Origin of the sequence: Streptomyces johnsoniae, from assembly GCF_031845565.1 — a bacterium.
In the GTDB taxonomy this organism is placed as follows: domain Bacteria; phylum Actinomycetota; class Actinomycetes; order Streptomycetales; family Streptomycetaceae; genus Streptomyces; species Streptomyces johnsoniae.
Genome location: NZ_JAVREV010000001.1, coordinates 22,907 through 43,989 on the forward strand (window position 1 = coordinate 22,907; position 21,083 = coordinate 43,989).

At 73.6% G+C, this 21,083-nt stretch carries 21 protein-coding genes; 8 read left to right on the plus strand and 13 right to left on the minus strand.

Going from position 1 to position 21,083, the window contains the following annotated elements; translation table 11 throughout:
- Positions 1–2: 2 nt before the first annotated feature.
- The 4 genes from eccE (at position 3) to RM779_RS00120 (ending at position 2,757) form a co-directional block, all read left to right on the plus strand.
- Positions 3–1,283, plus strand: coding sequence for a type VII secretion protein EccE (eccE, locus tag RM779_RS00105; protein ID WP_311614470.1), 1,281 nt, complete (start codon positions 3–5; stop codon positions 1,281–1,283).
- Positions 1,283–1,966, plus strand: a complete 684-nt coding sequence (locus tag RM779_RS00110; RefSeq protein ID WP_311614472.1) for a hypothetical protein — start codon at positions 1,283–1,285, stop codon at positions 1,964–1,966. Before eccE ends, RM779_RS00110 begins: the two co-directional genes overlap by 1 nt.
- Positions 1,967–2,084: 118 nt before the next feature.
- Entirely contained in the window at positions 2,085–2,360 is a 276-nt protein-coding gene (locus RM779_RS00115) for a hypothetical protein (RefSeq protein WP_311614473.1), read from the plus strand.
- A 103-nt stretch (positions 2,361–2,463) separates the two neighbouring features.
- Positions 2,464–2,757 (plus strand): DUF397 domain-containing protein, encoded by a 294-nt coding sequence (locus tag RM779_RS00120; protein WP_077058520.1) that lies wholly within the window; start codon positions 2,464–2,466, stop codon positions 2,755–2,757.
- 54 nt (positions 2,758–2,811) lie between these two features.
- Here RM779_RS00120 and RM779_RS00125 read toward each other — a convergent pair whose 3' ends face one another.
- Positions 2,812–3,510 carry a class I SAM-dependent methyltransferase gene (locus RM779_RS00125; protein ID WP_311614474.1) on the minus strand — a complete coding sequence of 233 codons (699 nt, stop codon included), beginning with the start codon at positions 3,508–3,510 and terminating at the stop codon, positions 2,812–2,814.
- A gap of 280 nt (positions 3,511–3,790) precedes the next feature.
- Between RM779_RS00125 and RM779_RS00130 the strand changes: the two genes are divergently transcribed.
- The gene (locus RM779_RS00130; RefSeq protein ID WP_311614475.1) at positions 3,791–6,379 is read left to right on the plus strand and encodes an SCO5717 family growth-regulating ATPase; all 2,589 of its coding nucleotides are present in this window, start codon (positions 3,791–3,793) and stop codon (positions 6,377–6,379) included.
- Between the two features lie 50 nt (positions 6,380–6,429).
- On the opposite strand, the gene RM779_RS00135 is transcribed toward RM779_RS00130, so the two are convergent.
- From RM779_RS00135 to rimP, 8 genes are all read right to left on the minus strand, one after another.
- The gene (locus RM779_RS00135) at positions 6,430–7,374 is read right to left on the minus strand and encodes a bifunctional riboflavin kinase/FAD synthetase (RefSeq protein WP_311614476.1); all 945 of its coding nucleotides are present in this window, start codon (positions 7,372–7,374) and stop codon (positions 6,430–6,432) included.
- A gap of 95 nt (positions 7,375–7,469) precedes the next feature.
- Positions 7,470–8,363: a tRNA pseudouridine(55) synthase TruB gene (gene truB, locus RM779_RS00140; protein ID WP_311614477.1), complete on the minus strand. Its 894-nt coding sequence runs from the start codon at positions 8,361–8,363 to the stop codon at positions 7,470–7,472.
- Positions 8,364–8,370: 7 nt separating this feature from the next.
- On the minus strand, positions 8,371–8,826 hold the full coding sequence (rbfA, locus tag RM779_RS00145; RefSeq protein ID WP_311614478.1) for a 30S ribosome-binding factor RbfA: 456 nt from the start codon (positions 8,824–8,826) through the stop codon (positions 8,371–8,373).
- Positions 8,827–8,873: 47 nt separating this feature from the next.
- Positions 8,874–9,170 carry a DUF503 domain-containing protein gene (locus RM779_RS00150; protein ID WP_311614479.1) on the minus strand — a complete coding sequence of 99 codons (297 nt, stop codon included), beginning with the start codon at positions 9,168–9,170 and terminating at the stop codon, positions 8,874–8,876.
- A gap of 75 nt (positions 9,171–9,245) precedes the next feature.
- On the minus strand, positions 9,246–12,356 hold the full coding sequence (gene infB, locus RM779_RS00155; protein WP_311614480.1) for a translation initiation factor IF-2: 3,111 nt from the start codon (positions 12,354–12,356) through the stop codon (positions 9,246–9,248).
- A gap of 165 nt (positions 12,357–12,521) precedes the next feature.
- Positions 12,522–12,800 (minus strand): YlxR family protein, encoded by a 279-nt coding sequence (locus tag RM779_RS00160; protein WP_311614481.1) that lies wholly within the window; start codon positions 12,798–12,800, stop codon positions 12,522–12,524.
- Between the two features lie 105 nt (positions 12,801–12,905).
- On the minus strand, positions 12,906–13,910 hold the full coding sequence (gene nusA / locus RM779_RS00165) for a transcription termination factor NusA (protein ID WP_311614482.1): 1,005 nt from the start codon (positions 13,908–13,910) through the stop codon (positions 12,906–12,908).
- 2 nt (positions 13,911–13,912) lie between these two features.
- Entirely contained in the window at positions 13,913–14,419 is a 507-nt protein-coding gene (rimP, locus tag RM779_RS00170; RefSeq protein ID WP_077058530.1) for a ribosome maturation factor RimP, read from the minus strand.
- 282 nt (positions 14,420–14,701) lie between these two features.
- Here rimP and RM779_RS00175 point away from each other — a divergent pair, with 282 nt between their 5' ends.
- From RM779_RS00175 to RM779_RS00185, 3 genes are read left to right on the plus strand one after another with little or no spacing between them, the layout of a single operon-like run.
- On the plus strand, positions 14,702–15,190 hold the full coding sequence (locus RM779_RS00175; protein ID WP_311614483.1) for a hypothetical protein: 489 nt from the start codon (positions 14,702–14,704) through the stop codon (positions 15,188–15,190).
- Positions 15,187–15,627 (plus strand): DUF4439 domain-containing protein, encoded by a 441-nt coding sequence (locus tag RM779_RS00180; protein ID WP_311614485.1) that lies wholly within the window; start codon positions 15,187–15,189, stop codon positions 15,625–15,627. The genes RM779_RS00175 and RM779_RS00180 overlap by 4 nt, the downstream gene beginning before the upstream one ends.
- Before the next feature lie 5 nt (positions 15,628–15,632).
- The gene (locus RM779_RS00185) at positions 15,633–16,535 is read left to right on the plus strand and encodes an aminoglycoside phosphotransferase family protein (RefSeq protein WP_311614487.1); all 903 of its coding nucleotides are present in this window, start codon (positions 15,633–15,635) and stop codon (positions 16,533–16,535) included.
- 28 nt (positions 16,536–16,563) lie between these two features.
- On the opposite strand, the gene RM779_RS00190 is transcribed toward RM779_RS00185, so the two are convergent.
- The 4 genes from RM779_RS00190 to ispG form a co-directional block, all read right to left on the minus strand.
- Complete coding sequence (locus RM779_RS00190) at positions 16,564–18,270, minus strand: proline--tRNA ligase (protein ID WP_311614488.1); 1,707 nt, start codon at positions 18,268–18,270, stop codon at positions 16,564–16,566.
- Positions 18,271–18,331: 61 nt separating this feature from the next.
- Positions 18,332–18,895 carry a GNAT family N-acetyltransferase gene (locus tag RM779_RS00195; protein ID WP_077058534.1) on the minus strand — a complete coding sequence of 188 codons (564 nt, stop codon included), beginning with the start codon at positions 18,893–18,895 and terminating at the stop codon, positions 18,332–18,334.
- A 53-nt stretch (positions 18,896–18,948) separates the two neighbouring features.
- The gene (locus tag RM779_RS00200) at positions 18,949–19,797 is read right to left on the minus strand and encodes a GNAT family N-acetyltransferase (protein ID WP_311614493.1); all 849 of its coding nucleotides are present in this window, start codon (positions 19,795–19,797) and stop codon (positions 18,949–18,951) included.
- A gap of 109 nt (positions 19,798–19,906) precedes the next feature.
- Positions 19,907–21,061 (minus strand): flavodoxin-dependent (E)-4-hydroxy-3-methylbut-2-enyl-diphosphate synthase, encoded by a 1,155-nt coding sequence (gene ispG / locus RM779_RS00205; protein ID WP_077058536.1) that lies wholly within the window; start codon positions 21,059–21,061, stop codon positions 19,907–19,909.
- Positions 21,062–21,083 lie beyond the last annotated feature (22 nt).

The following is a 21,083-nucleotide window of genomic DNA, read 5'->3' on the forward strand; positions in this document are numbered from 1 at the left end:
TGATGAGGGGGGACTCTGCGACGCGGGGGCCCGAGGGCCCCGGCCGGGGTGTGGTGCCGCGGGCTCTGTCGGGGCCGGGTGGGACGTTCCCGATGGGGCCGCTGCTGTGTGTGCAGGCGGTCGGCGCGCTGCTGTGGGGCGGGTGGGCCGCCGGAAGCCCGCTCGTCGCCGCGCTGTCCGTGGCGCCGGCCGTGATGCTCGGGCTGACCGTGGTGGCCTGGCGGCGTGGCGAGCCGCTGCCCCGGTGGATCGGGTCCGCACTGGCTCTGCGACGGCAGCGGCAGGAGGTGGCACGGGCGCCCGAGCCCGGCACCGACCCGCTGCTTGCGCTGGCCGCGGAGTGCCGTCCCGGGCTGCGCAGTTACCCGTTCATGGCGCGCGGCGGGCGGGACGGCAGGGAGCGGCGGGAGGTGGGCATGGCCGGGGACGGCGGCACGCTGACCGCGGTGCTGCGGGTGGAGGCGGCGCTCGCGCCGCTCCAGCCGGGCCGTGCGGCCCGCCCGTTGCCGCTGTCGCTGCTGTACGACGCGCTGGACACGGACGGCATACGGCTGGACGCGGTCCAGGCGGTGCAGTACACGCAGCCCGCGCCCGCGCCGGTGCTGCCGGACCGGTCGGTGGCGGGAACGAGTTACGCGCTGCTGCAGGGACAGGGGGACGCGCCCGCGCTGCGCCTCACCTGGGTGGCGCTGCGGCTGGACCCGGAGCTGTGCCCGGATGCGGTCGCCGAGCGCGGTGGCGGACTCGTGGGCGTGCAGCGCTGTCTGACACGCGCCGCGGACCAGCTGGCGAGCAGGCTGGCCGGGGCGGGTTTCCGTGCGTCGGTGCTGACGGAGGCGGAGTTGTTGTCCGCGGTCGCCGCGTGCACGAGTTCCAATCCGGCGGCGACGGCGCTGATGGGCCAGGGCGACGGGCCCCGGCCGCGGCGGACGGCGGAGGGGCAGCGGGTGTGGCGGTGCGACGACCGCTGGCACACGACGTTCCAGGTGGCGCGCTGGCCGGTGCTCGGCCCGGGGGCGATGCCGCTGCCCGGCCTGGTGGCGCTGCTGACGTCGCTGCCCGCGTTCGCCACCACGTTCGCGCTGACGCTGCGCAGCCAGGGGCGGGAGTCCGCGCTGCTCAACGGGCATGTGCGCATCACCGGGCGCGCGGAGGGCGAGGTGCACGCGGCGGGCCGTCAGCTGCTGCGGGCGGCACGCGGTGCGCGCGTGGTGCTGTCGCGGATGGACCGGCAGCAACTGCCGGGTCTCCAGGCCACGCTGCCGCTGGGCGGGATGCGCTGATGGGCCGGTCGGGGCACGTACTCGCGGCGGCGGACCTGTCGGCCCTTTCGCTGCCGGTCGGGGACGACGGGATCATCGTCGGCGTGGACAGCAGATCGCAGCCCGCGGTGCTCGGCATCCACCATCCGGTGGCGTACGACGTCGTGCTGATCGGCGGGTTGTGGACGGCGCATGTGCTGGCGCTCCGCGCCGTCGCGACCGGCGCGCGCGTGGTGGTGGAGACGGGGCGCCCGCAGCTGTGGACGCGCCTGGCGCAGGCGGCGAACGGCGGCCTGGAGTGCATGACGCTGCACGAGGTGGGCCGGGTCCCGCCGGTGGGTGCCACGCTCGGCAGCCCCGTGCTCGTCGTGCGGGACTGCGGGACGCGGCCACCGCGCAGCCGCGTCGCGTCGGCGCCCTGGCAGCCGGTGCTGACGCTGCTGCCCTATCTGAGCCCGGCGACGCACCGGCTGGTGGAGCGTGCCTCGCTGGTGGGGGTGCAACGCGTCTCGCCGGAGGAGGCGCGGGTGCTCGGCCGCATACTGGCGCTGCCCGAGGTGCAGGCGGAGGCGCTGCCGACGCTCGCGGAGAACGCGACGCTGTGGTGCACCCGTTCGTCGCGGCGGCTGGTGCGACTGCTGCCGACGGACAGCGAGACGGGGCTGCTCGGCAGTCCCAGCCGGCTCGACCAGGGCGCCGAGTGAGGACTGGGCGAGGCGGCGGGCGAGGGGAAGAAGTGGGGAGAAGGGGTGCACATCGGGTGCGGGAGGGGCAGTCGGCGGACGCGGGGTCGGCGATGATGTGAACGCTTATGCTGCTCTGGTGACTTCACCACAGCAGGGGCTCACTCCCCGCCAGGCCAGGCGGCTGCGCATGGCCATCGCCGGGTGCGCGATGACGGCCATGGCCGTCGTGCTCGTGATACAGCTGGGCGACGGCTCGTCCCTGCGGTCCATAGGTCTGTACGGGGCGGCGTTCATTCTGTCCGGCGCGGTGATCGAGATGAGCCGACGCGGCAGGACGCGGCTGGGCATGGCGGTGCTCGGCGCCGGTTTCGTGCTCCTCCTCGGCGCCGACTGGTGGCTGCGCGGCCACTGAGCCGCCGCCTCCCTCCAGTACCCGTGTCAGTGCGCTGCGTTACGATCGCGGTCTGGCATGCGTTGTGCTTTTGCTGTTCCGCCGACCGAAGGGATCACGGCTGATGGCCGCCACCGAGACTCCGGACGAGATCGCCGCGCGGAAGGAGCGCGAGAAGAATGAGCTGTATGCGCTCGACATTTCTGGCGTGGAGTGGCTGAGCGCGCCCGGCGGGCCCGAGGACGAGAAGGTGGAGATCGCCTACCTCCCCGGCGGCGGCGTCGGCATGCGCAATTCCAAGGACCCCGGCACGGTGCTGCGGTTCACCGCCGCCGAGTGGGAGGCGTTCGTCCTGGGGGCGCGGGACGGCGAGTTCGACATCGATGAGCAGGGCCGCCTGCCGTCCCAGCCGTCGTAGCCGCCGGGTGCCGGGCGGCGCTTTGCGGGGTGGCGCTTTGCGGGGCGGCCCGGGTCAGCGCTTGACGCAGGTGTACGCGCCGAACAGCCGTGCCTCGTAGGCGACGTGCACGATGTCGAAGCCGGCCGCGTCGAGCATGGGCTCCAGCAGCCAGCGGTAGGTGCTGTGTTCGGTTCTGATGTGCTCCGCGTAGTCCTCGGCGGTGTAGCCCGCGGACGGGTCCGTGGCGGCGCCCGCCATCCAGGCGGAGAAGACGGCCGGTGCCTCGGAGGGCGAGAAGTCGTAGATCAGGTCGCGCAGGCGCAGGACGCCGCCGGGCCGGAGCAGCGCCGCGATCCGTTCCAGCGCCATGGTCTTCCAGAAGTCCGGCAGCTGGTGCAGCGCGTGCCGGGTGTGGACGGCGTCCACGGGCGGCCCGGCGTGGTCGTAGCTGAGGAAGCCCGCCCGCGCGGTCTCGACCCGGGCCAGGCCCGCCTCGGCGACGCGCTCCTCGATCATCCGCAGCATCGCCGGGGAGACGTCCACCGCAATGACCCGGCGGAACGTGTCGGCGGCGGCGAGCGCGAAGCGGCCCGTGCCCGCCCCGAGATCCACGACGGTCGCGTCCGCTCCCACGCCGCGCTCGCGGAGGGCGTCGATGTCATCCGCAGGGTCCGGATAGCCCTGCTTGCGGTCGAACCCGGCGACGAAGGCGGGGTCGAGGTGTTCCGGGCCGGCATGGACCAGTTCGTCGGGCATCCACGGTTCAGACATGCCCCAGACCCTGCCACGCGGCCCGCACGAGCGCCCGGCATTTTCCGACGGGACGCGGCGGTGTTTTGCCCCGCTTTGCGGGATGGCCTTGCGCGGGCCGGACGGGGAGGGCTAGGGCGAGTTCGCGGGTGGCGTTTAGGGTGAGGGTTGGCGCGTGAATAGTGCCGTGGCAACGACCTGTATCCGTGTCGAGGGAACCGCCCGGGGGATCGGGCCCGTCATCCGCACAGCGGCCTCAAGAGGTGCGGATCAGGTAGCAGGACCAGCAGCGGGAGGCGTCGTGAGCAGCGATCGGGACAAAGTTCGCACCGCGGAGGAAATCTCCGCCGACGAGCACCCCGATGCCGAACTCCAGGAGGAGGAGTCGGAGAGCACCGGGCAGTTCACCATCGACTACACGCCGCCCGCCTGGTATTCCGGGGGCAGTGGCTCCGCCGCGGATCAGCAGCCGCCTGCCGTGCCGCCGCGCGACACACCGCGGGACGAGCCGGTGGGCGCCGCCCCCGGCGACGTGGTGAGCGGGGACACCATGCAGATCTCGACCTCGGCCATGCGCAGGGCATCGCCCGAGCCGGCGCCCGCGGAGGGCACGGCGACGCCGCCCCCGGACCCGCGCACTCCCGCGGCACCGGCCGCGTCGGCCGCGCCGCCGCCGGGTGGACTGCCGCCGCTGCCGCCGGACTTCCGGGTCGACCCGCCCGCACCGCCCGCACCGCCCGGGTTCCCGCCGCCGCCCACCGCGCAGGAGCCGGCCGACGCCGCGCCGCCGCCCGCGCCCGCGGCCGCGGCCGCGGCCGCGGCCGAATCGCCGGCCAACGAAGAGGGCGCCGAGCCGCTGGGGCCCGACTACACGTTCGCACCGCCGCGGAGCGAGTCGGCGGACGAGCCGCGGGACGAGGAACGTGGAAGCGTGCAGGTCGAGTTCGCCCGCACCTCCCCGGAGCCCGAGCCGGAGCTCGACGAGGAAAACGGGGCGGATGAGCCCGAGAAATCCGTAGCGCCCCGGGAGGACGACGCCCGGACGCCATCGGGTCCGCCTCCCCCGCCGCTCGGACTCGGCCTCCCGCCCGTGCCGGGTGCCGCGCAGGCACCGCCGCCCGCGCCGGTGCCGCAGGCTCAGCCGGCGGCACCGGCTCCCACGCCGCCACCCGCACCCGCACCCGCGGTGCAGGAGCCGATGGCTGCCCGCCCCGACCCGCGCGCGGCAGGGCAGTCGCCCTTCACCCCGCCGCAGGCCCAGCCGCAACAGCCCCCGGCACCACAGCAGCAACAGCACCAGCAGCCGCAGCCGTTCGGACAGCCGCCGGCACCGCCGCAGCCGTTCGTTCCGCAGCAGCCGCAGCAGCAACAGCAGCCGTTCGGGCAACCGCCCGCGCCCGCTGCGGGGCCGCCGGCGGTACCGCACCAGCCCCAGCCGTTCACCCCGCCGCAGGCCCAGCCGCAACAGCCCCCGGCACCGCACCAGCAACAACACCAGCATCAGCAGCCGTTCGGACAGCCACCCGCACCGCCGCAACAGCAGCCGGAACAGCACAACCCCGCCCTTCCGGCCCCCTTCGTCCGACCCCAGCAGCACCAGCAACCCCAGCCTCAACAGCCGCAACAACAGCCGCCGCCGCAGCAGCAACAGGGCCCGCCCGGAGCCGGCTGGCCGGACCAGCAGCAGTACGCGGCGCAGATGCAGCCGGGGGCCCTGGGATACACGGCCTCCGTCGAGCTGTCCTCGGACCGGCTGCTCCAGGACAAGCGGCGCAACAAGGCGCGTTCACAGCCGGTGAGCAAGCCCGCGGGCCGGTTCCGGATCGGCAGCAAGGCCGCCGAGCAGGAGCGGCAGCGCAAGCTCGACATCATCCGCACGCCGGTACTCTCCTGCTACCGCATCGCGGTCATCAGCCTGAAGGGCGGCGTGGGCAAGACGACCACGACCACCGCCCTGGGCGCGACGCTCGCGAGCGAGCGGCAGGACAAGGTCATCGCGATCGACGCCAACCCGGACGCGGGCACCCTCGGCCGTCGGGTCCGCCGCGAGACGGGGGCCACCATCCGCGACCTGGTGGGGGCGATTCCCTACCTGAACAGCTACATGGACCTGCGCCGGTTCACCTCGCAGGCGCCATCGGGTCTTGAGATCCTGGCGAACGACGTCGACCCGGCGATCTCCACCACGTTCAACGACGAGGACTACCGCCGCGTCATCGACATCCTCGGGCAGCAGTACCCGATCATCCTCACCGACTCGGGCACCGGCCTGCTGTACAGCGCGATGCGCGGCGTGCTCGACCTGGCGCACCAGCTGATCATCGTCTCCACGCCCTCGGTGGACGGCGCGAGCAGCGCGAGCACCACCCTGGACTGGCTGGCGGCGCACGGGTACGGCAGCCTCGTGCAGCGCAGCATCACCGTGATCTCCGGAGTGAGGGAGACCGGGAAGCTGGTCAAGGTCGAGGACATCGTGGCCCACTTCAAGACCCGCTGCCGCGGCGTGGTGGTCGCGCCGTTCGACGAACATCTCGCTGCCGGTGCCGAGTTGGACCTCGACATGATGCGGCCGCGCACGCGGCAGGCGTACTTCGACCTCGCCGCGCTCATCGCGGAGGACTTCGTCCGGGTACAGCAGGAGCAGGGCCTGTGGACGCAGGACGGCGGCATGCCGCCGCACATGGCACCGCCCCTGCCCGGCCAGGGCCAGCCCCAGGGCTACGGCTACCCGCAGCAGACTCCCCCGCAGCAGGGTTACGGCTACCCGCAGCAACAGCAACAACACCCGGCACCACAGCCACAGCCACAGCCACAGCCACAGCAGCCACCGTACGGGTACCCGCAGCAGCCGGGCCCGTGGCAGCCGCCACAGCCGCCGCAGCGCGGCTGAGCAGCCCGCGCTGAGGCGCGAGCGCCGGGCCCGGGCCCGGCGCTCGCGCCTCAGCCCGCGCGCGTCAGCTCACGCACCCTGCGGATGTCGTCCTTCATCTGGTCGAGCAGCCCGTCCAGCGAGTCGAACGCCTGCTGTCCCCGCACGAACGAGTGGAATTCGACGGCGACCCACTGGTCGTAAAGATCCAGGTCGGTGCGGCCGAGCGCGTACGCCTCGACGGTGCGCCGCGTGCCGTGGAAGTGCGGGTTGGTGCCCACGGAGACGGCAGCCGGCATCCGTTCCCCCTCCGCGATCAGCCAGCCCGCGTACACGCCATCGGCCGGGACGGCGGAGTGCGGCACGGTGTCGAGGTTGGCCGTGGGGATGCCGAGCTCGCGCCCGCGGCGGGCGCCGTGCACCACGATGCCCTCGACGCGGTGCGGGCGGCCGAGCGCCTCGGCGGCACCGGCCACATCGCCCTCGGCGATCAGCCGCCGCACGAGCGAGGAGGAGAACGGCTCACCGCGACCGGCCTCGCCGCGCTCGATCAGGTCGATCACCAGCACCTCGAAGCCGTAGCTGCCGCCCAGCTCGGCGAGCGTGGCGACGGTGCCCGCGGCGCGGTGCCCGAAGCGGAAATTCGGCCCCTCCACCACGGCCTGCGCATGCAGCTTCTCCACCAGCACCTTGACCACGAACTCGGCTGCCGGCAGCTGCGAGAACTCTTTGGTGAACGGCAGCACCAGCACCGCGTCCACGCCCAGGGCCGCCATCAGCTCCGCGCGCCGCGGATGCGGCGCGAGGAGCGGCGGGTGGCTGCCGGGGCGGGTGACCTCCTTGGGGTGCGGGTCGAAGGTGACCACGACGGCGGGCAGGCCCAGCTCCCTGGCGTGCGCCACGGCGCGGCCGATGATCAGCTGGTGCCCGCGGTGCACCCCGTCGTACGAACCGATGGTGACGACGCTGCGTCCCCAGTCCTCGGGGATGTCCGCCATGTCACGCCAGCGCTGCACCGTTCGCTCCTCGCCGTGTTTTCTGTGGAACCGTCCGCTGTGGGTCTGCCGGTCCAAGGTACCGGGCGCCGTGGCTCCCCGGCCGGGTGGCCGGGTCAGCCGAAGACCGCGAGGCTCCTCGACCGTTCGCCGGCCGCCTCGATGAGCGCGATGAAGCGGTCCTCGGGGCCGAAGACGGCGACCGGCCCCGCCGGGAGCTCCGGCGTGGTGATGCGCGCGCCGTTGCCCAGCAGGGCCGCCTGCCTGTCGTCGACGTCCCAGCGCGGGAACGCCGCGGCGGCCGCCTCGCCGAGCGGCAGCACGGTGAGGGTTTCCCGCAGTTCTTCCAGGGGGTGCGCCGAGGCCAGCTCGTACGGGCCGACGCGGGTGCGTCGCAACGCGGTCAGATGGCCGCCGGTGCCGAGGGCCGCGCCCAGGTCGCGGGCGAGCGCGCGGATGTAGGTGCCGGAGGAACAGACCACGGTGACGTCCACGTCGAGCACGGGCGTGCCGTCGTCGGCGTGCCGCTCACGCGTCTCGCGCACGGTGAAGGACCGGACGGTGACCGGGCGGGCCGGGATCTCCACGTCCTCCCCCGCGCGCACCCGGTGGTAGGAACGTTTGCCGTCGATCTTGACAGCGCTGACCTTGGCCGGGACCTGCATGATGTCGCCGGTCAGCCGCGCCACTTCGGCGTCCAGGGCGGTGCGGGGCACATCGCGGGCACCCGACCCGCCGGTGATCTCGCCCTCGGCGTCATCGGTGACCGTCGTCCGGCCGAGGCGGATCGTTCCCTCGTACTCCTTCTCGGTGAGGGCGAGGTGCCCGAGCAGCCGGGTCGCCCGCCCGATGCCGACGACGAGCACGCCGGTGGCCATCGGGTCGAGGGTCCCGGCGTGCCCGACGCGGCGGGTGCGGGCGATGCCGCGCAGGACGGCGACGACATCGTGCGAGGTGAAACCGGCGGGCTTGTCGACCACGACGAGCCCGTCCGCTGCGGTACGGCTCATCGGCCGGTCAGTCCTCGTCCCCGGCCGGGTCGTCGTCCCGGTCGCTCTCCTTGACGTACGGGTCGGCGCCCGCGGCGTACTCGGCGCCCGCCGATGCCTGCCTGACCTGCTCGTCGCGCTCGCGGGCGCGGCTGAACAGGTCGTCCAGATTGCGCGTGGTCTCCGGCAGCGCGTCCGGAACGAACTCAAGGCTCGGCGTGTGCTTCACGCCCGCGGCGGCGCCGACCGCGGACCGCAGCACGCCCTTGGCGCTGCGCAGCCCGGCGGCGACCTCCTCGCGGTCGGCCTCGTCGCCGTACACCGTGTAGAAGACGGTGGCCTCCCGCAGGTCGCCGGTGATCCTGGTGTCGGTGATGGTGACCCGCGTGCCCAGTCTGGGGTCCTTGATGTCCCGGTGCAGCTTCTCGGCGACCACCTCGCGGATGAGGTCGGCCAGCCTCTTGGCCCGCGCCTTGTCGGCCACTGGTCCATCTCCTTGCTCACGTGCTCGCTCACTGGCGCGCAGCGGTGCTATTCGTCGTGATCACCGTGGAGCCGCCGCCGGACGGACAGCAGTTCCACCTCGGGGCGGGCGGCCATCCACCGCTCGCATCGGTCGAGAACGTCGGTGAGGTGTGCCACGTCCCCGGAGACCACGGCCAGCCCGATTTCGGCCCGGCGGTACAGGTCCTGATCGCCCACCTCGGCCGCGCTGACCGCATAGGAACGACGCAGTTCCGCCACGATCGGCCGTACCACGGAGCGCTTCTGCTTGAGCGAGTGAACGTCGCCGAGCAGCAGGTCAAAGGACATCGTCCCGGTATACATGCCGATGATCGTAACGGGAACGGCCGGGGCCGATCGACGGAGTTTCCCCCGGCCGACCGGCCCCGGCCGGCTGCGTCACGCGCGCGGCTTCTCCCGCATCTCGTACGTCGCGATGACGTCGTCGATCTTGATGTCGTTGAAGTTTCCGAGGTTGATACCGCCCTCGAAGCCTTCCCTGATCTCGGTGACGTCGTCCTTGAAGCGGCGCAGACCCTCGATGTTGAGGTTCTCCGCGATGACCTTGCCGTCGCGCACCAGGCGGGCCTTGGTGTTCCGCCTGACCTCGCCCGAACGGATGAGGACACCCGCGATGTTGCCGAGCTTGGACGAGCGGAAGACCTCGCGGATCTCCGCGGTGCCCAGCTCGACCTCCTCGTACTCCGGCTTCAGCAGGCCCTTCAGAGCCGCCTCGATCTCCTCGATCGCCTGGTAGATGACCGAGTAGTACCGGACGTCCACACCCTCGCGCTCGGCCGCCTGCGTGGCGCGCCCCTCGGCGCGCACGTTGAAGCCGATGACGATGGCGTCGGAGCCGGCCGCCAGGTCGATGTCGGTCTCGGTGACCGCACCGACGCCGCGGTGCAGCACCCGCAGATCGACCCCCTCGCCGACGTCGAGCTGGAGCAGCGAGGACTCCAGGGCCTCGACCGAACCGGACGCGTCGCCCTTGAGGATGAGGTTGAGCTGCTGGATCTCGCCCGCCTTGAGCACCTTGTCCAGGTCCTCCAGGGAGACCCTGCGGGTGCGCTTGGCGAACGCCGCGTTCCGCTCGCGGGCGGCGCGCTTCTCGGCGATCTGCCGCGCGGTGCGGTCCTCGCCGACCACCAGGAAGTTGTCCCCGGCGCCCGGCACGTTGGTCAGACCCTGCACCAGAACCGGCGTCGATGGGCCCGCCTCGCCGAGGTTCCGCCCGGTGTCGTCGAGCATCGCCCGCACGCGGCCGTGGGCGTCGCCCACCACCATCGTGTCGCCGACCCGCAGCGTGCCGCGCTGGACCAGCACGGTGGCCACGGCGCCGCGCCCGCGGTCGAGGTGGGCCTCGATCGCGATGCCCTGCGCGTCCTGGCTCGGGTTGGCCCGCAGGTCGAGCGCCGCGTCGGCGGTCAGGACGACCGCCTCGAGCAGGCCCTCGATGTTGGTGCCCTGCCGGGCGGAGATGTCGACGAACATCGTGTCGCCGCCGTACTCCTCCGCCACCAGGCCGAACTCGGTGAGCTGGCCGCGCACCTTCGCCGGATCGGCACCCTCGACGTCGATCTTGTTGACCGCGACGACGATCGGCACCTCGGCCGCCTTGGCGTGGTTCAGCGCCTCGATCGTCTGCGGCATCACGCCGTCGTTGGCCGCGACCACCAGGATCGCGATGTCCGTCGACTTGGCACCGCGGGCCCGCATGGCGGTGAACGCCTCGTGGCCCGGGGTGTCGATGAACGTGATCGCGCGGTCCTCACCGTTGACGTCGATCGACACCTGGTAGGCGCCGATGTGCTGGGTGATACCCCCGGCCTCGCCCTCGATGACGTTCGTCTTGCGGATCGCGTCCAGCAGGCGGGTCTTGCCGTGGTCGACGTGACCCATGACGGTGACCACCGGCGGCCGGGAGACCAGGGCCTCCTCGCCGCCCTCGTCCTCGCCGAACTCGATGTCGAAGGACTCGAGAAGCTCGCGGTCCTCCTCCTCCGGGCTGACGATCTGGACGGTGTAGTTCATCTCGTCGCCGAGCAGGTTGAGCGTCTCGTCGGAGACCGACTGGGTCGCGGTGACCATCTCGCCCAGGTTGAACATCACCTGGACCAGGGACGCCGGGTTGGCGTTGATCTTCTCCGCGAAGTCGGTGAGCGAGGCGCCGCGGGAGAGCCGGATGGTCTCGCCCTTGCCGCGCGGCAGCATCACGCCGCCGATGGACGGGGCCTGCATGGCCTCGTACTCCTGGCGACGCTGCCGCTTCGACTTACGGCCGCGCCGCGCCGGGCCGCCGGGACGGCCGAAGGCGCCCTGCGTGCCGCCACGGCCGCCGGGACCACCGGGACGGCCACCGCCGCCGGGGCCGCCACCGAAACCGGGGCGCCCGCCGAAGCCGCCGCCACCGGGCCGCGTGCCCGTGCCGGGGCGCCCGCCGCCGAAGCCGCCGCCACCACCGCCACCGCCGGGACGCGGGCCGCCACGGCCGCTGAAGCCGCCGCCACCACCGCCGCCGCCGGGACGGCTGCCGGGGCCGCCACCGGGACGGCCGCCGGGGCCACCGCCGCCGGGGCCGCCACCGGGACGGCCGCCGGCCGAGGGCCGCTGCGGCATCATGCCCGGGTTGGGCCGGTTGCCACCGGGGCCGGGACGCGGGCCGGCGGGGCCGCCCTGCGGACGCGGCATGTTGCCCGGGGTGGCGCGACCGCCACCGGGGGCCTGCGGCCGCGGCCCCGGACGGTCACCGCCGCCGGGACGCGGGCCCGGACGGTCCTGACCGCCGGAACGCGGGCCCGGGCCAGGCCGCGGCGCCTGCTGGGGCCTGGCCATGCCGGTGGAACCGCTGGTCGTGAACGGGTTGTTGCCGGGGCGCGGACCCGCGGGCCTGCCGCCCGGCTTCGGGCCGCCCGGCTTGGAGCCCTGCCGGTCGCCGCCACCGCCCGGCCGCGGCGCATTGCCACCGCCGCCCGGACGAGGCGAGGCGGGGCGGGCACCCGGCTTGGGGCCCTGCCGGTCACCGCCACCGCCCGGCCGCGGCGCATTGCCGGGGCGGGGCGGGGCCGACTCGCCGCCGGTCGCGGGCGGCGCGGTGAACTCGGGCGCCGCCGGGCCGGGCTTGGCCGCCGCCGGCTTGGGTCCTGGGCGCGGGGCGTTGCCCGGCTTCGGCGCGGCCGACGCAGCCGGCGCAGTCGGCGCAGTCGGTGACGTCGGCGCGGCCGGCGCGGCCGGTGCCGTCGGCGCACCCGGCTTGGGGCCGGGACGCGGGGTCATGCCGCCGGGCTTCGGGGCACCCGGCTTCGGCGCGGGGCCACCCGGCCTGGGGGACCTGCGCCCGCCGTTGCCGTTGCCCGCGCTGAAGGCATCTGTCAGTTTTCGGACTACTGGCGCCTCGATCGTCGAGGACGCCGAACGGACGAATTCACCAAGCTCTTGGAGCTTGGCCATGACGACCTTGCTCTCGACTCCAAGCTCCTTGGCGAGCTCGTATACCCGGACCTTAGCCACTTCGCTCCTTTAACGGTCCGGGGTCGGTCGTCCGCCGGACCTTCGCTACTTCACGGGCGTACTCATCGCGTACTCATCGAGTGCTCATCGCAATCTCGACCTACTTCCGACTCGCGAGGTACCTCATCGTGCGGACGCTCCGCACACTGCTTTCCTGACTCTTTCCTACGGTGCCGTCTGGCCGACCACCCGCCGCAGCTCTCCGACATCGAGCGGCCCCTGGACCCGCAGGGCCCTGGGAAACGCGCGACGGCGGACCGCCAGCTCGAGACAGACCGTCGTGGGATGCACATAGGCACCCCGACCGGGCAGCGTACCGCGAAGATCGGGGACACAGCGACCCTCGATCACCACCACACGCAGCAGACCGTCTCTGGCCGAGCGCTGCCGGCAACCCACACATGTGCGCTCCGGGCAGCAGGAAGCGCGCGTCTGGCCAGACACTGAAGATTCTACCTCCCCGTGCGCCCGGTCCCACCGGGCGGGGCCACGCAGACAATCAGGTGAACGTCGCGGCGGCCACCGGCATTCCCGGCGGCGCCGCCCGGCTCACTCCGCCGCCTGCTCGTTCTGCTCGGTGTCCGGGCGGATGTCGATGCGCCAGCCGGTCAGCCGGGCGGCGAGCCGCGCGTTCTGGCCTTCCTTGCCGATCGCGAGCGACAGCTGGTAGTCGGGCACCGTCACCCGTGCCGACCGCGCCGCCTGGTCCACCACGTCGACCCGGGTGACCCGGGCGGGGGACAGCGCATTGGCCACCAGCTCGGCCGGATCGTCGGACCAGTCCACGATGTCGATCTTCTCGCCGTGCAGCTCCGCCATGACGCTGCGCACCCGGCCGCCCATCGGGCCGATGCAGGCACCCTTCGCGTTCAGCCCGGAACGCAACGAGCGCACGGCGATCTTGGTGCGGTGCCCGGCCTCCCTCGCGATGGCCGCGATCTCCACCGAGCCGTCCGCGATTTCCGGGACCTCGAGCTCGAACAGCTTCTTCACGAGATTGGGGTGGGTGCGCGACAGCGTCACCGAAGGACCACGAGCCCCTTTCACCACGCGCACCACGTAGGAGCGCAGCCGGGCGCCGTGCGGATAGTCCTCCCCGGGCACCTGCTCCTGCGGCGGCAGGATGGCCTCCAGCTTGCCGATGTCGACCAGCACACTCTTGGGGTCCCGGCCCTGCTGCACGATGCCGGCCACCACGTCGCCCTCGCGCCCGGCGTACTCGCCGAACGTCACGTCCTCCTCGGCGTCACGCAGCCGCTGGAGGATGACCTGCTTCGCGGTGGTCGCGGCGATCCGCCCGAAGCCCTGCGGGGTGTCGTCGAACTCCCGCGGCTCCGCGTCCTCTTCCGCGTCGGACAGGTCGGCGGCGTCCTCCCTGGCCCACACGGTCACGTGCCCCGACTTGCGGTCGAGCACCACCCGGGCCTGCCGCCTGCTGCCCTCGGTGCGGTGGTACGCGATCAGGAGTGCCGACTCGATGGCCTCCACAAGCACGTCGAAGGAGATCTCCTTCTCCCGCACGAGCCCCTGCAGGGCCTTCATGTCGATGTCCACGGCTACGCCTCCTTCTGGCTCTGGTCACCAGCCGGCCTACGGCTGAACTCGAGCTCCACCCGGGCCCCGGCGATGTCGGTGAACTCCACCCGGCGTGCCTGGGCCTTGCGGCCCTTCTCCCCCGGCACTTCGAGATCAAGCCCCGCCTCGTCCACCGCCGTGATCCTCGCGGTCACATCGCCGCCCTGGTGCAGCCGCAGCCGCACCAGGCGGCCGACGGCGCGGCGGTAGTGCCGCGGCTCGGTGAGGGGCCGCTCGGCGCCCGGCGAAGTCACTTCGAGAACATAGGGGGCGCCGCCCATGACATCGCTGCCATCCAGCTCGGCGGAGACCTCGCGGCTCAGCTCGGCGCAGGCGTCGAGGCCGACGCCGCCATCCCTGTCCACCACGACCTGGAGCACCCGCCGCCGCCCCGCGGGGGTCACCCGCACGTCTTCCAGGTCCATCCCGCGGGCATCCGCCAGCGGCTCCAGGAGCTCCCGCAGCCTGTCGATCTGGGTCGTGCTCATCCGGGTGACTCCTCGGCCGCGTGTGCTGTTGTGGGATGGCGCGTCTCGGGCGCTCTCGCCCAACAGCCTATCGCCTGAGGAACGGTACGCCGACCGGCGGGACCGGCCGCCCTGGCACGCCGCGGAGGAGGGGCGGCGCCGGAATGGGCGCAGCGCACAGGTACGCTCACGGGGCGGTGATCTCTCCGGCCCCGCCCCGCCGCATCCCGGCGCGGCCGACGCGGTGAGCCGCCGCCTGCCCAACGGTCCATTCCAAGAGTCGGGGAAGCCATGTCCGCTGGCATGTCCTCTGGCGTCTCCACCGGCGTGCCACGGCGCGCCCTGCTGGCGAGCTGCCTCCTGGCCGGTGCCCTCACCGGGTGCACCTCCTCGGGCGGCGCCGGGGCCGGCGGCCGGGCCGCCGCCGGCGCGGCCGGCCTGCGCCGCCGGGCCGCGCGCGCCAGTACGGGCCTGCTGGCCAGGTACGACGCCACCGCCGCCGCCCATCCCGCGCTCGCCGGGCCCCTCACGCCCTTCCGCGACATCGTCGCCGCGCACCTGTCGGCGCTCACCGAGGCGGACACCGGCGGCGCGGGTCCCGAGGGCGCGGCTCCCGAGGTGCCGGGCGAGGCGTCCCGCGCGGTCTCGGAGCTGGCCACCGCGGAGCGGCAGGCGGCCGACGAGCGCATGGGCGCGCTGGCCGAAGCACCCCCGGAACTGGCCCGGCTGCTGGCCGCCCTGGCCGCCGCGGGGGCCGTTTCGGCCCATCTGCTGAACGAGGTCCGCGCATGAGCGAGAACACCGGGGAACTGGACGCCACGCAGGCGGCGCTGGCCGCGGAGCACGCCGCCGTCTACGGCTACGGCGTGGTCGGCGGCCGGATCGGCGAGGACCGTGGTGCGGAGGCGCGCGAGGCGCACGCGGCCCACCGTTCGCGCCGCGACCAGCTGTACCGCGCCGTCCGCGACCTGGGGGGCGCCCCGGTGGCCGCCGCCGCGGGCTACGCGCTGCCGTTCGAGGTGTCCGACAGCACCGGCGCCGTCGAGCTGGCCGTGGAGCTGGAGACGCGGCTGGCCGGCGCCTACGCGGACCTCGTGCTCGCCACCACGGGCGAGGCGAGGAAGGCCGCCGCGGCGGCGCTGCGCGAGGCGGCCGTGCGGGCCGCCCGCTGGCGGGGCCACGGGGAGCCGTTCCCCGGGCTGGCCGAGTACGCGGACGGGGGGCGGTGAGCGCGGTGGCGGCGATTGTCTCCCCGACTCCTCCGCAGCGCCTCGCGCTGGCGCGGGAGGCCGACGCGGCCGACTGGCTGGCCGGTTTGCCCGCGCTCGTCGACACGGTGCTCGCCCGCTGGGAGTTGACGGCGGAGCGGGTCGCCGAGCCGGGCGGCAGGACGAGTATGACGGTGCTGGTGCGGTGCGCCGACGGCGAGCGGGCGGTGCTGAAGCTATGCGCGCCCGGAACGCCCGCGGGCCTGGAGGAGGCGGCGCTGCGCCGCTGGGACGGGCTCGGCGCGGTGCGGGTGCTGCGGTCGCTGCCGGAGGCGGGAGCGCTGCTTCTGGAACGGTTGCACGGCGAGACGTCGCTGCGGTCGCTGCCGGAGGCGAAGGCGATGCTGGAGGCCGTATCCGCTGTGCGGCGCCTGTGGGTGGACCCCGGTCCCGGGGACGTGTTCCCCTCGGTGGCCGAACGGACCGGGCACGCGGTGCCCGCGCTGCGGGCAGCCGTCGCCGGGGAGGCCGGACCGCTGGCGGAAGAGGCACTGCGGCTGCGGGCGGAGCTGGTGGCCGATGCGCGGGAACACCTGCTGCTGCACGGCGACTTCCGGCAGGGCGCCGTGCTGGCGTCGGACGCCGGGCGTTCGCCGTGGCTGGCGGTCGGCCCCGAGCCCGTGACCGGCGAACGTGCCTACGACCTGGCCCGGCTGGTCCGCGACCGGCTGCACGATCTGGTGGCCTCGCCCGGCGCCGCCGCCGTGACCCGGCGCCGGGTGAAGCGGCTGGCCGATTCGGTCGAGGTGGACCCGGAGCGGCTGCGCGGCTGGACGCTGTTCCGCGCCGTCGAGTCGGGCGTGCGGAGTCTGGCGGCGGGCCGGCGCGCCGAGGGCGAGCTGCTGCTCGAATGCGCCGGCTGGCTGTAGCCCCCTGCGGGCCCCGCGACAGGCGGGGTCAGGCGCCCGCGAGGCGGGCGACGGCCTCGTCCGCCGGCAGCTCCTCGCGCTCCCCGGTGCGCCGGTCCTTCAGCTCCACGCGTCCGTCCCCGGCCGCGCGGCCGGCGATCAGGATGGTGGGCACGCCGATCAGCTCCGCGTCGGCGAACTTGACCCCGGGCGACACCCCCGCCCTGTCGTCCACGAGGACGCGGACGCCCGCGGCGCCGAGCCGTTCGGCCAGGTCGCGGGCCAGCTCGGTCTGAACGGCCTTGCCCGCGGCGACGATGTGGACGTCGGCGGGCGCGACCTCCTTCGGCCAGCACAGGCCCTGGCCGTCGGCGGTCTGCTCGGCGAGGGCGGCCACCGCGCGGGAGACCCCGATGCCGTAGGAGCCCATCGTGACGCGGACCGGCTTGCCCTCGCGGCCGAGGACGTCGAGGGAGAAGGCGTCGGCGTACTTGCGCCCGAGCTGGAAGATGTGGCCGATCTCGATGCCCCGTTCGAGGCGCAGGCCCGCGCCGCAGGACGGGCAGGGGTCGCCGGGCTCGACCACGACGACGTCCAGGTAGCGGTCCACCTCGAAGTCCCGGCCGCAGACCACGTTCCGCGCGTGGGTGTCGGCCTTGTTGGCGCCGGTGACCCAGGCGGTGCCGGGCGCGACCCTGGGGTCCGCCAGGTAGGGGAACGCCTTCCCCGCCAGGTCCTGCGGGCCGATGTAGCCGCGGACGAGGTCGGTGCGGTCGGTGAAGTCGTCGGCGGTGACGACCTCGACGACGGCGGGCGCGAGGTGCTCGGCGAGCTTGCCGAGGTCGACCTCGCGGTCCCCGGGCACGCCCACGGCGGTGATCTCGCCGTCCACCTTGACCAGCAGGTTCTTCAGGGTGGCGGAGGCCGGGACGCCGAGGTGGGCGGCGAGCGTCTCGATGGTCGGGGTGCCGGGGGTGTCCAGCTCCTCGGCCGGCGGGTGGGCGGCCGGGTCGCCGGCGGGCACGGTCACGGTGACGGCCTCGGAGTTGGCCGCGTAGCCGCAGGCGGGGCACGAGGCGAAGGTGTCCTCGCCCGCGGCGGCCGGGGCGAGGAACTCCTCGGAGGCGGAGCCGCCCATGGCCCCGGAGACGGCGGAGACGACCCGGTAGTCGAGGCCGAGCCGTTCGAAGATCTTGATGTACGCCTCGCGGTGCAGCCGGTAGGCGCCCGCGAGCCCTTCGTCGTCGGTGTCGAAGGAGTACGAGTCCTTCATCTGGAACTCGCGGCCCCGCAGGATGCCCGACCTCGGCCTGGCCTCGTCGCGGTACTTGGTCTGGATCTGGTACAGGATGACGGGCAGGTCCTTGTAGGACGTGGCCTGGTCCCTGACCAGCTGGGTGAAGATCTCCTCGTGCGTGGGCCCGAGCAGGTAGTCGCCGCCCTTGCGGTCGCGCAGGCGGAACAGCAGGTCGCCGTACTCCTCGTAGCGGCCGGACACCTCGTAGGGCTCCCTGGGCAGCAGCGCAGGCAGCAGGACCTCCTGGCCGCCGATGGCGTCCATCTCCTCGCGCACGATGCGCGCCACGTTGTCCAGGACTCGTTTGCCGAGCGGCAGCCAGCTCCAGATGCCGGCGGCGGAACGGCGCACGTATCCGGCGCGGACCAGCAGCCGGTGGCTGAGGGTCTCGGCGTCGGCGGGGGCCTCGCGCAGCGTCTTGAGCAGGGAGGCGGACAGGTACTGGACTCGGGCTGGCATGGCCGGAGCCTAACGGTGCGGGGCCGCCGGGCGCCAAACGGGTGCCGGGGGCCGGGTGGTGTCAGCGCCGCAGCGGCAGGGGCGCGCCCATGACGGCGTAGGGGCTGGGCGCGGAGGGGAACATGACGCGGCGGGCCAGGTCGGCGTAGCCGAGCTTGCGGTAGAGGGCGCGGGCCGGGCTCTCGGTGTCGATGGCCGAGAGGATCGAGCGCGGCTCCGCGGCGCTGTCCGTGAGCGAGGTGATGAGGGCACGGCCTATGCCGCGGTGCTGGTAGTCCGGCAGCACGTGCAGCTCGGTGATGGTGAACGAGTCGTCCAGCCAGGATTCGTGGCCGGCGCGGCGCAGGTAGGGCTCGACGACGCCGGACCACCACTGCGCGCGGTCGTTGGGCATGCCGTAGACGAAGCCGACGAGTCTGCCGTCGCCGTTGGTGGCACCGAGGGCGCGGGCGCCGGGGCCGGCGAGGTGGCGCAGGACGATATGCCTGCGCACGCCGACCTCGTCGGCGGTGAGGCCGAACGCCTGAGCCTGCACGTCCAGCGCCTCGTCCACCTTGGTCGCGAGGTCGATCGGCGTGATCACGACGTCCCGGGCGTCCGGGGCCCGGCCGGCGGATGGTGTCATGCGGGGAGGCTAACGTGCGCGGCCGGGTAAGTCGCGCCCGGTGCCGCGAATGATCAGAACAGCACGCTCATCAGGGTGCCGCACCGGGTGAAGCCGAGGCGGCGGTAGACGGCGAGCGCGGGTGCGTTGAAGTCGTTCACGTAGAGGCTGACGACCGGCGCGGTCTCGGCCAGGGCGTGTGCCAGGACGGTGGCGAGCCCGGCGGTGGCCAGCCCCCGGCCCCTGCGGTCCGGGGCGGTCCAGACGCCCTGGAGCTGGCACACCTCGGGGGTGACCGCCCCGATCTCGGCCTTGAAGACGACGCGGCCGTCCTCCACGCGGGCGAAGCAGCGGCCGGAGCCCACGGTCTCTGCCACCCGCGACTGGTAGGCGAGCCCGCCGTCCTCGGCGCTGAGCGGGGAAATGCCGACCTCTTCGGTGAACATGGCCACGGCGGCGGGGAACACCAGCTCCATCTCGTCCTTGCGCATGCGCCGCACCCGCGGGTCCGCGGTGATGCCGGGGGCCGTGCGGCGGGTGGCCAGCAGCGGCTGACGCGACCGGAGCTGGCGGGCGGGCCCCCAGCGCGGTTCGAGGCGGGCCCAGAGCTGCGCGGTGGGCCCGGCGGGGCCGACGAGGGAGGAGCAGCGGCGGCCCTGGCGCAGGGCCCGTTCGGCGAACGCCTCGACCGCGGCGGCATCGGCACGGACCGGCACGAGGTTGGCACCGGCGTAGCAGAGCGAGGTGAGCCTGCCGTCGCGGTAGTAGCCCCACATGTCGCCGCCGAGGTAGGGCTGCTGGAGTCCGGACTCCAGGACGCGGGCGGTCACGAAGGCGTTGGCCACCGGGTCCTCGTTGAGCACGGCCAGGGCGGGCTTGAGTTCGGACGGGCGCAGGACCCGGGTGGTGGGCGTGGTGAGCACGGGCGGCGGGCCTTGTGTTGGTCGGGAGATCGGGTGTCCCGCACCCTACCCCGGGTGCGGTCCGTGCGGAGGGTCGTCCGCGCGGGCCGCACCGCGGGGCGGCGGGGTGTCAGGCCACGGTGACTTCGGGGGCGCCGGACTCGGTGCCGTCCTTCGCCATCTGGTCGGCGATCTTCATGGCCTCGTCGATGAGCGTTTCCACGATCTTGGACTCGGGCACGGTGCGGATGACCTCGCCCTTGACGAAGATCTGCCCCTTGCCGTTGCCCGAGGCGACGCCGAGGTCGGCCTCCCGGGCCTCGCCGGGACCGTTGACGACGCAGCCCATGACGGCGACGCGCAGCGGCACGTCCATGCCGGTCAGGCCCTCGGTGACCTCTTCCGCGAGCTTGTACACGTCCACCTGGGCCCGGCCGCAGGAGGGGCAGGAGACGATTTCGAGCCCGCGCTGCCGCAGGCCGAGGGACTCCAGGATCTGCGTGCCGACCTTGATCTCCTCCACGGGCGGCGCGGAGAGGGACACGCGGATCGTGTCGCCGATGCCCTCGCTGAGCAGGGCGCCGAAGGCGACGGCGGACTTGATGGTGCCCTGGAACGCGGGGCCCGCCTCGGTGACGCCGAGGTGGAGCGGGTAGTCGCAGGCGGCGGCGAGCTGCCGGTAGGCGTTCACCATGACCACGGGGTCGTTGTGCTTGACCGAGATCTTGATGTCGCGGAAGCCGTGCTCCTCGAACAGGGAGCACTCCCACAGCGCCGACTCGACCAGGGCCTCCGGGGTGGCCTTGCCGTACTTGGCCAGCAGCCGCTTGTCGAGCGAACCGGCGTTGACGCCGATGCGGATGGGCGTGCCCGCGTCGGAGGCGGCCCTGGCGATCTCGGCGACCTTGTCGTCGAACTGCTTGATGTTCCCCGGGTTCACGCGGACCGCGGCGCAGCCCGCGTCGATCGCGGCGAACACGTACTTCGGCTGGAAGTGGATGTCCGCGATCACGGGGATGCCGGACTTGCGGGCGATCACCGGCAGGGCGTCCGCGTCGTCCTGCGTCGGGACGGCGACGCGCACGATCTGGCAGCCGGAGGCGGTCAGCTCGGCGATCTGCTGAAGTGTCGCACCGATGTCCGAGGTCCGTGTCGTCGTCATGGACTGCACGGAGACCGGGGCGTCACCACCTACGGCGACCGAGCCGACCTGGATCTTGCGGCTGACGCGGCGGTCGGCCAGCTTGGCCGGTACGGACGGGATTCCCAGCGAGATGGCTGTCATGGATCAGTGCAACCCCACGGTG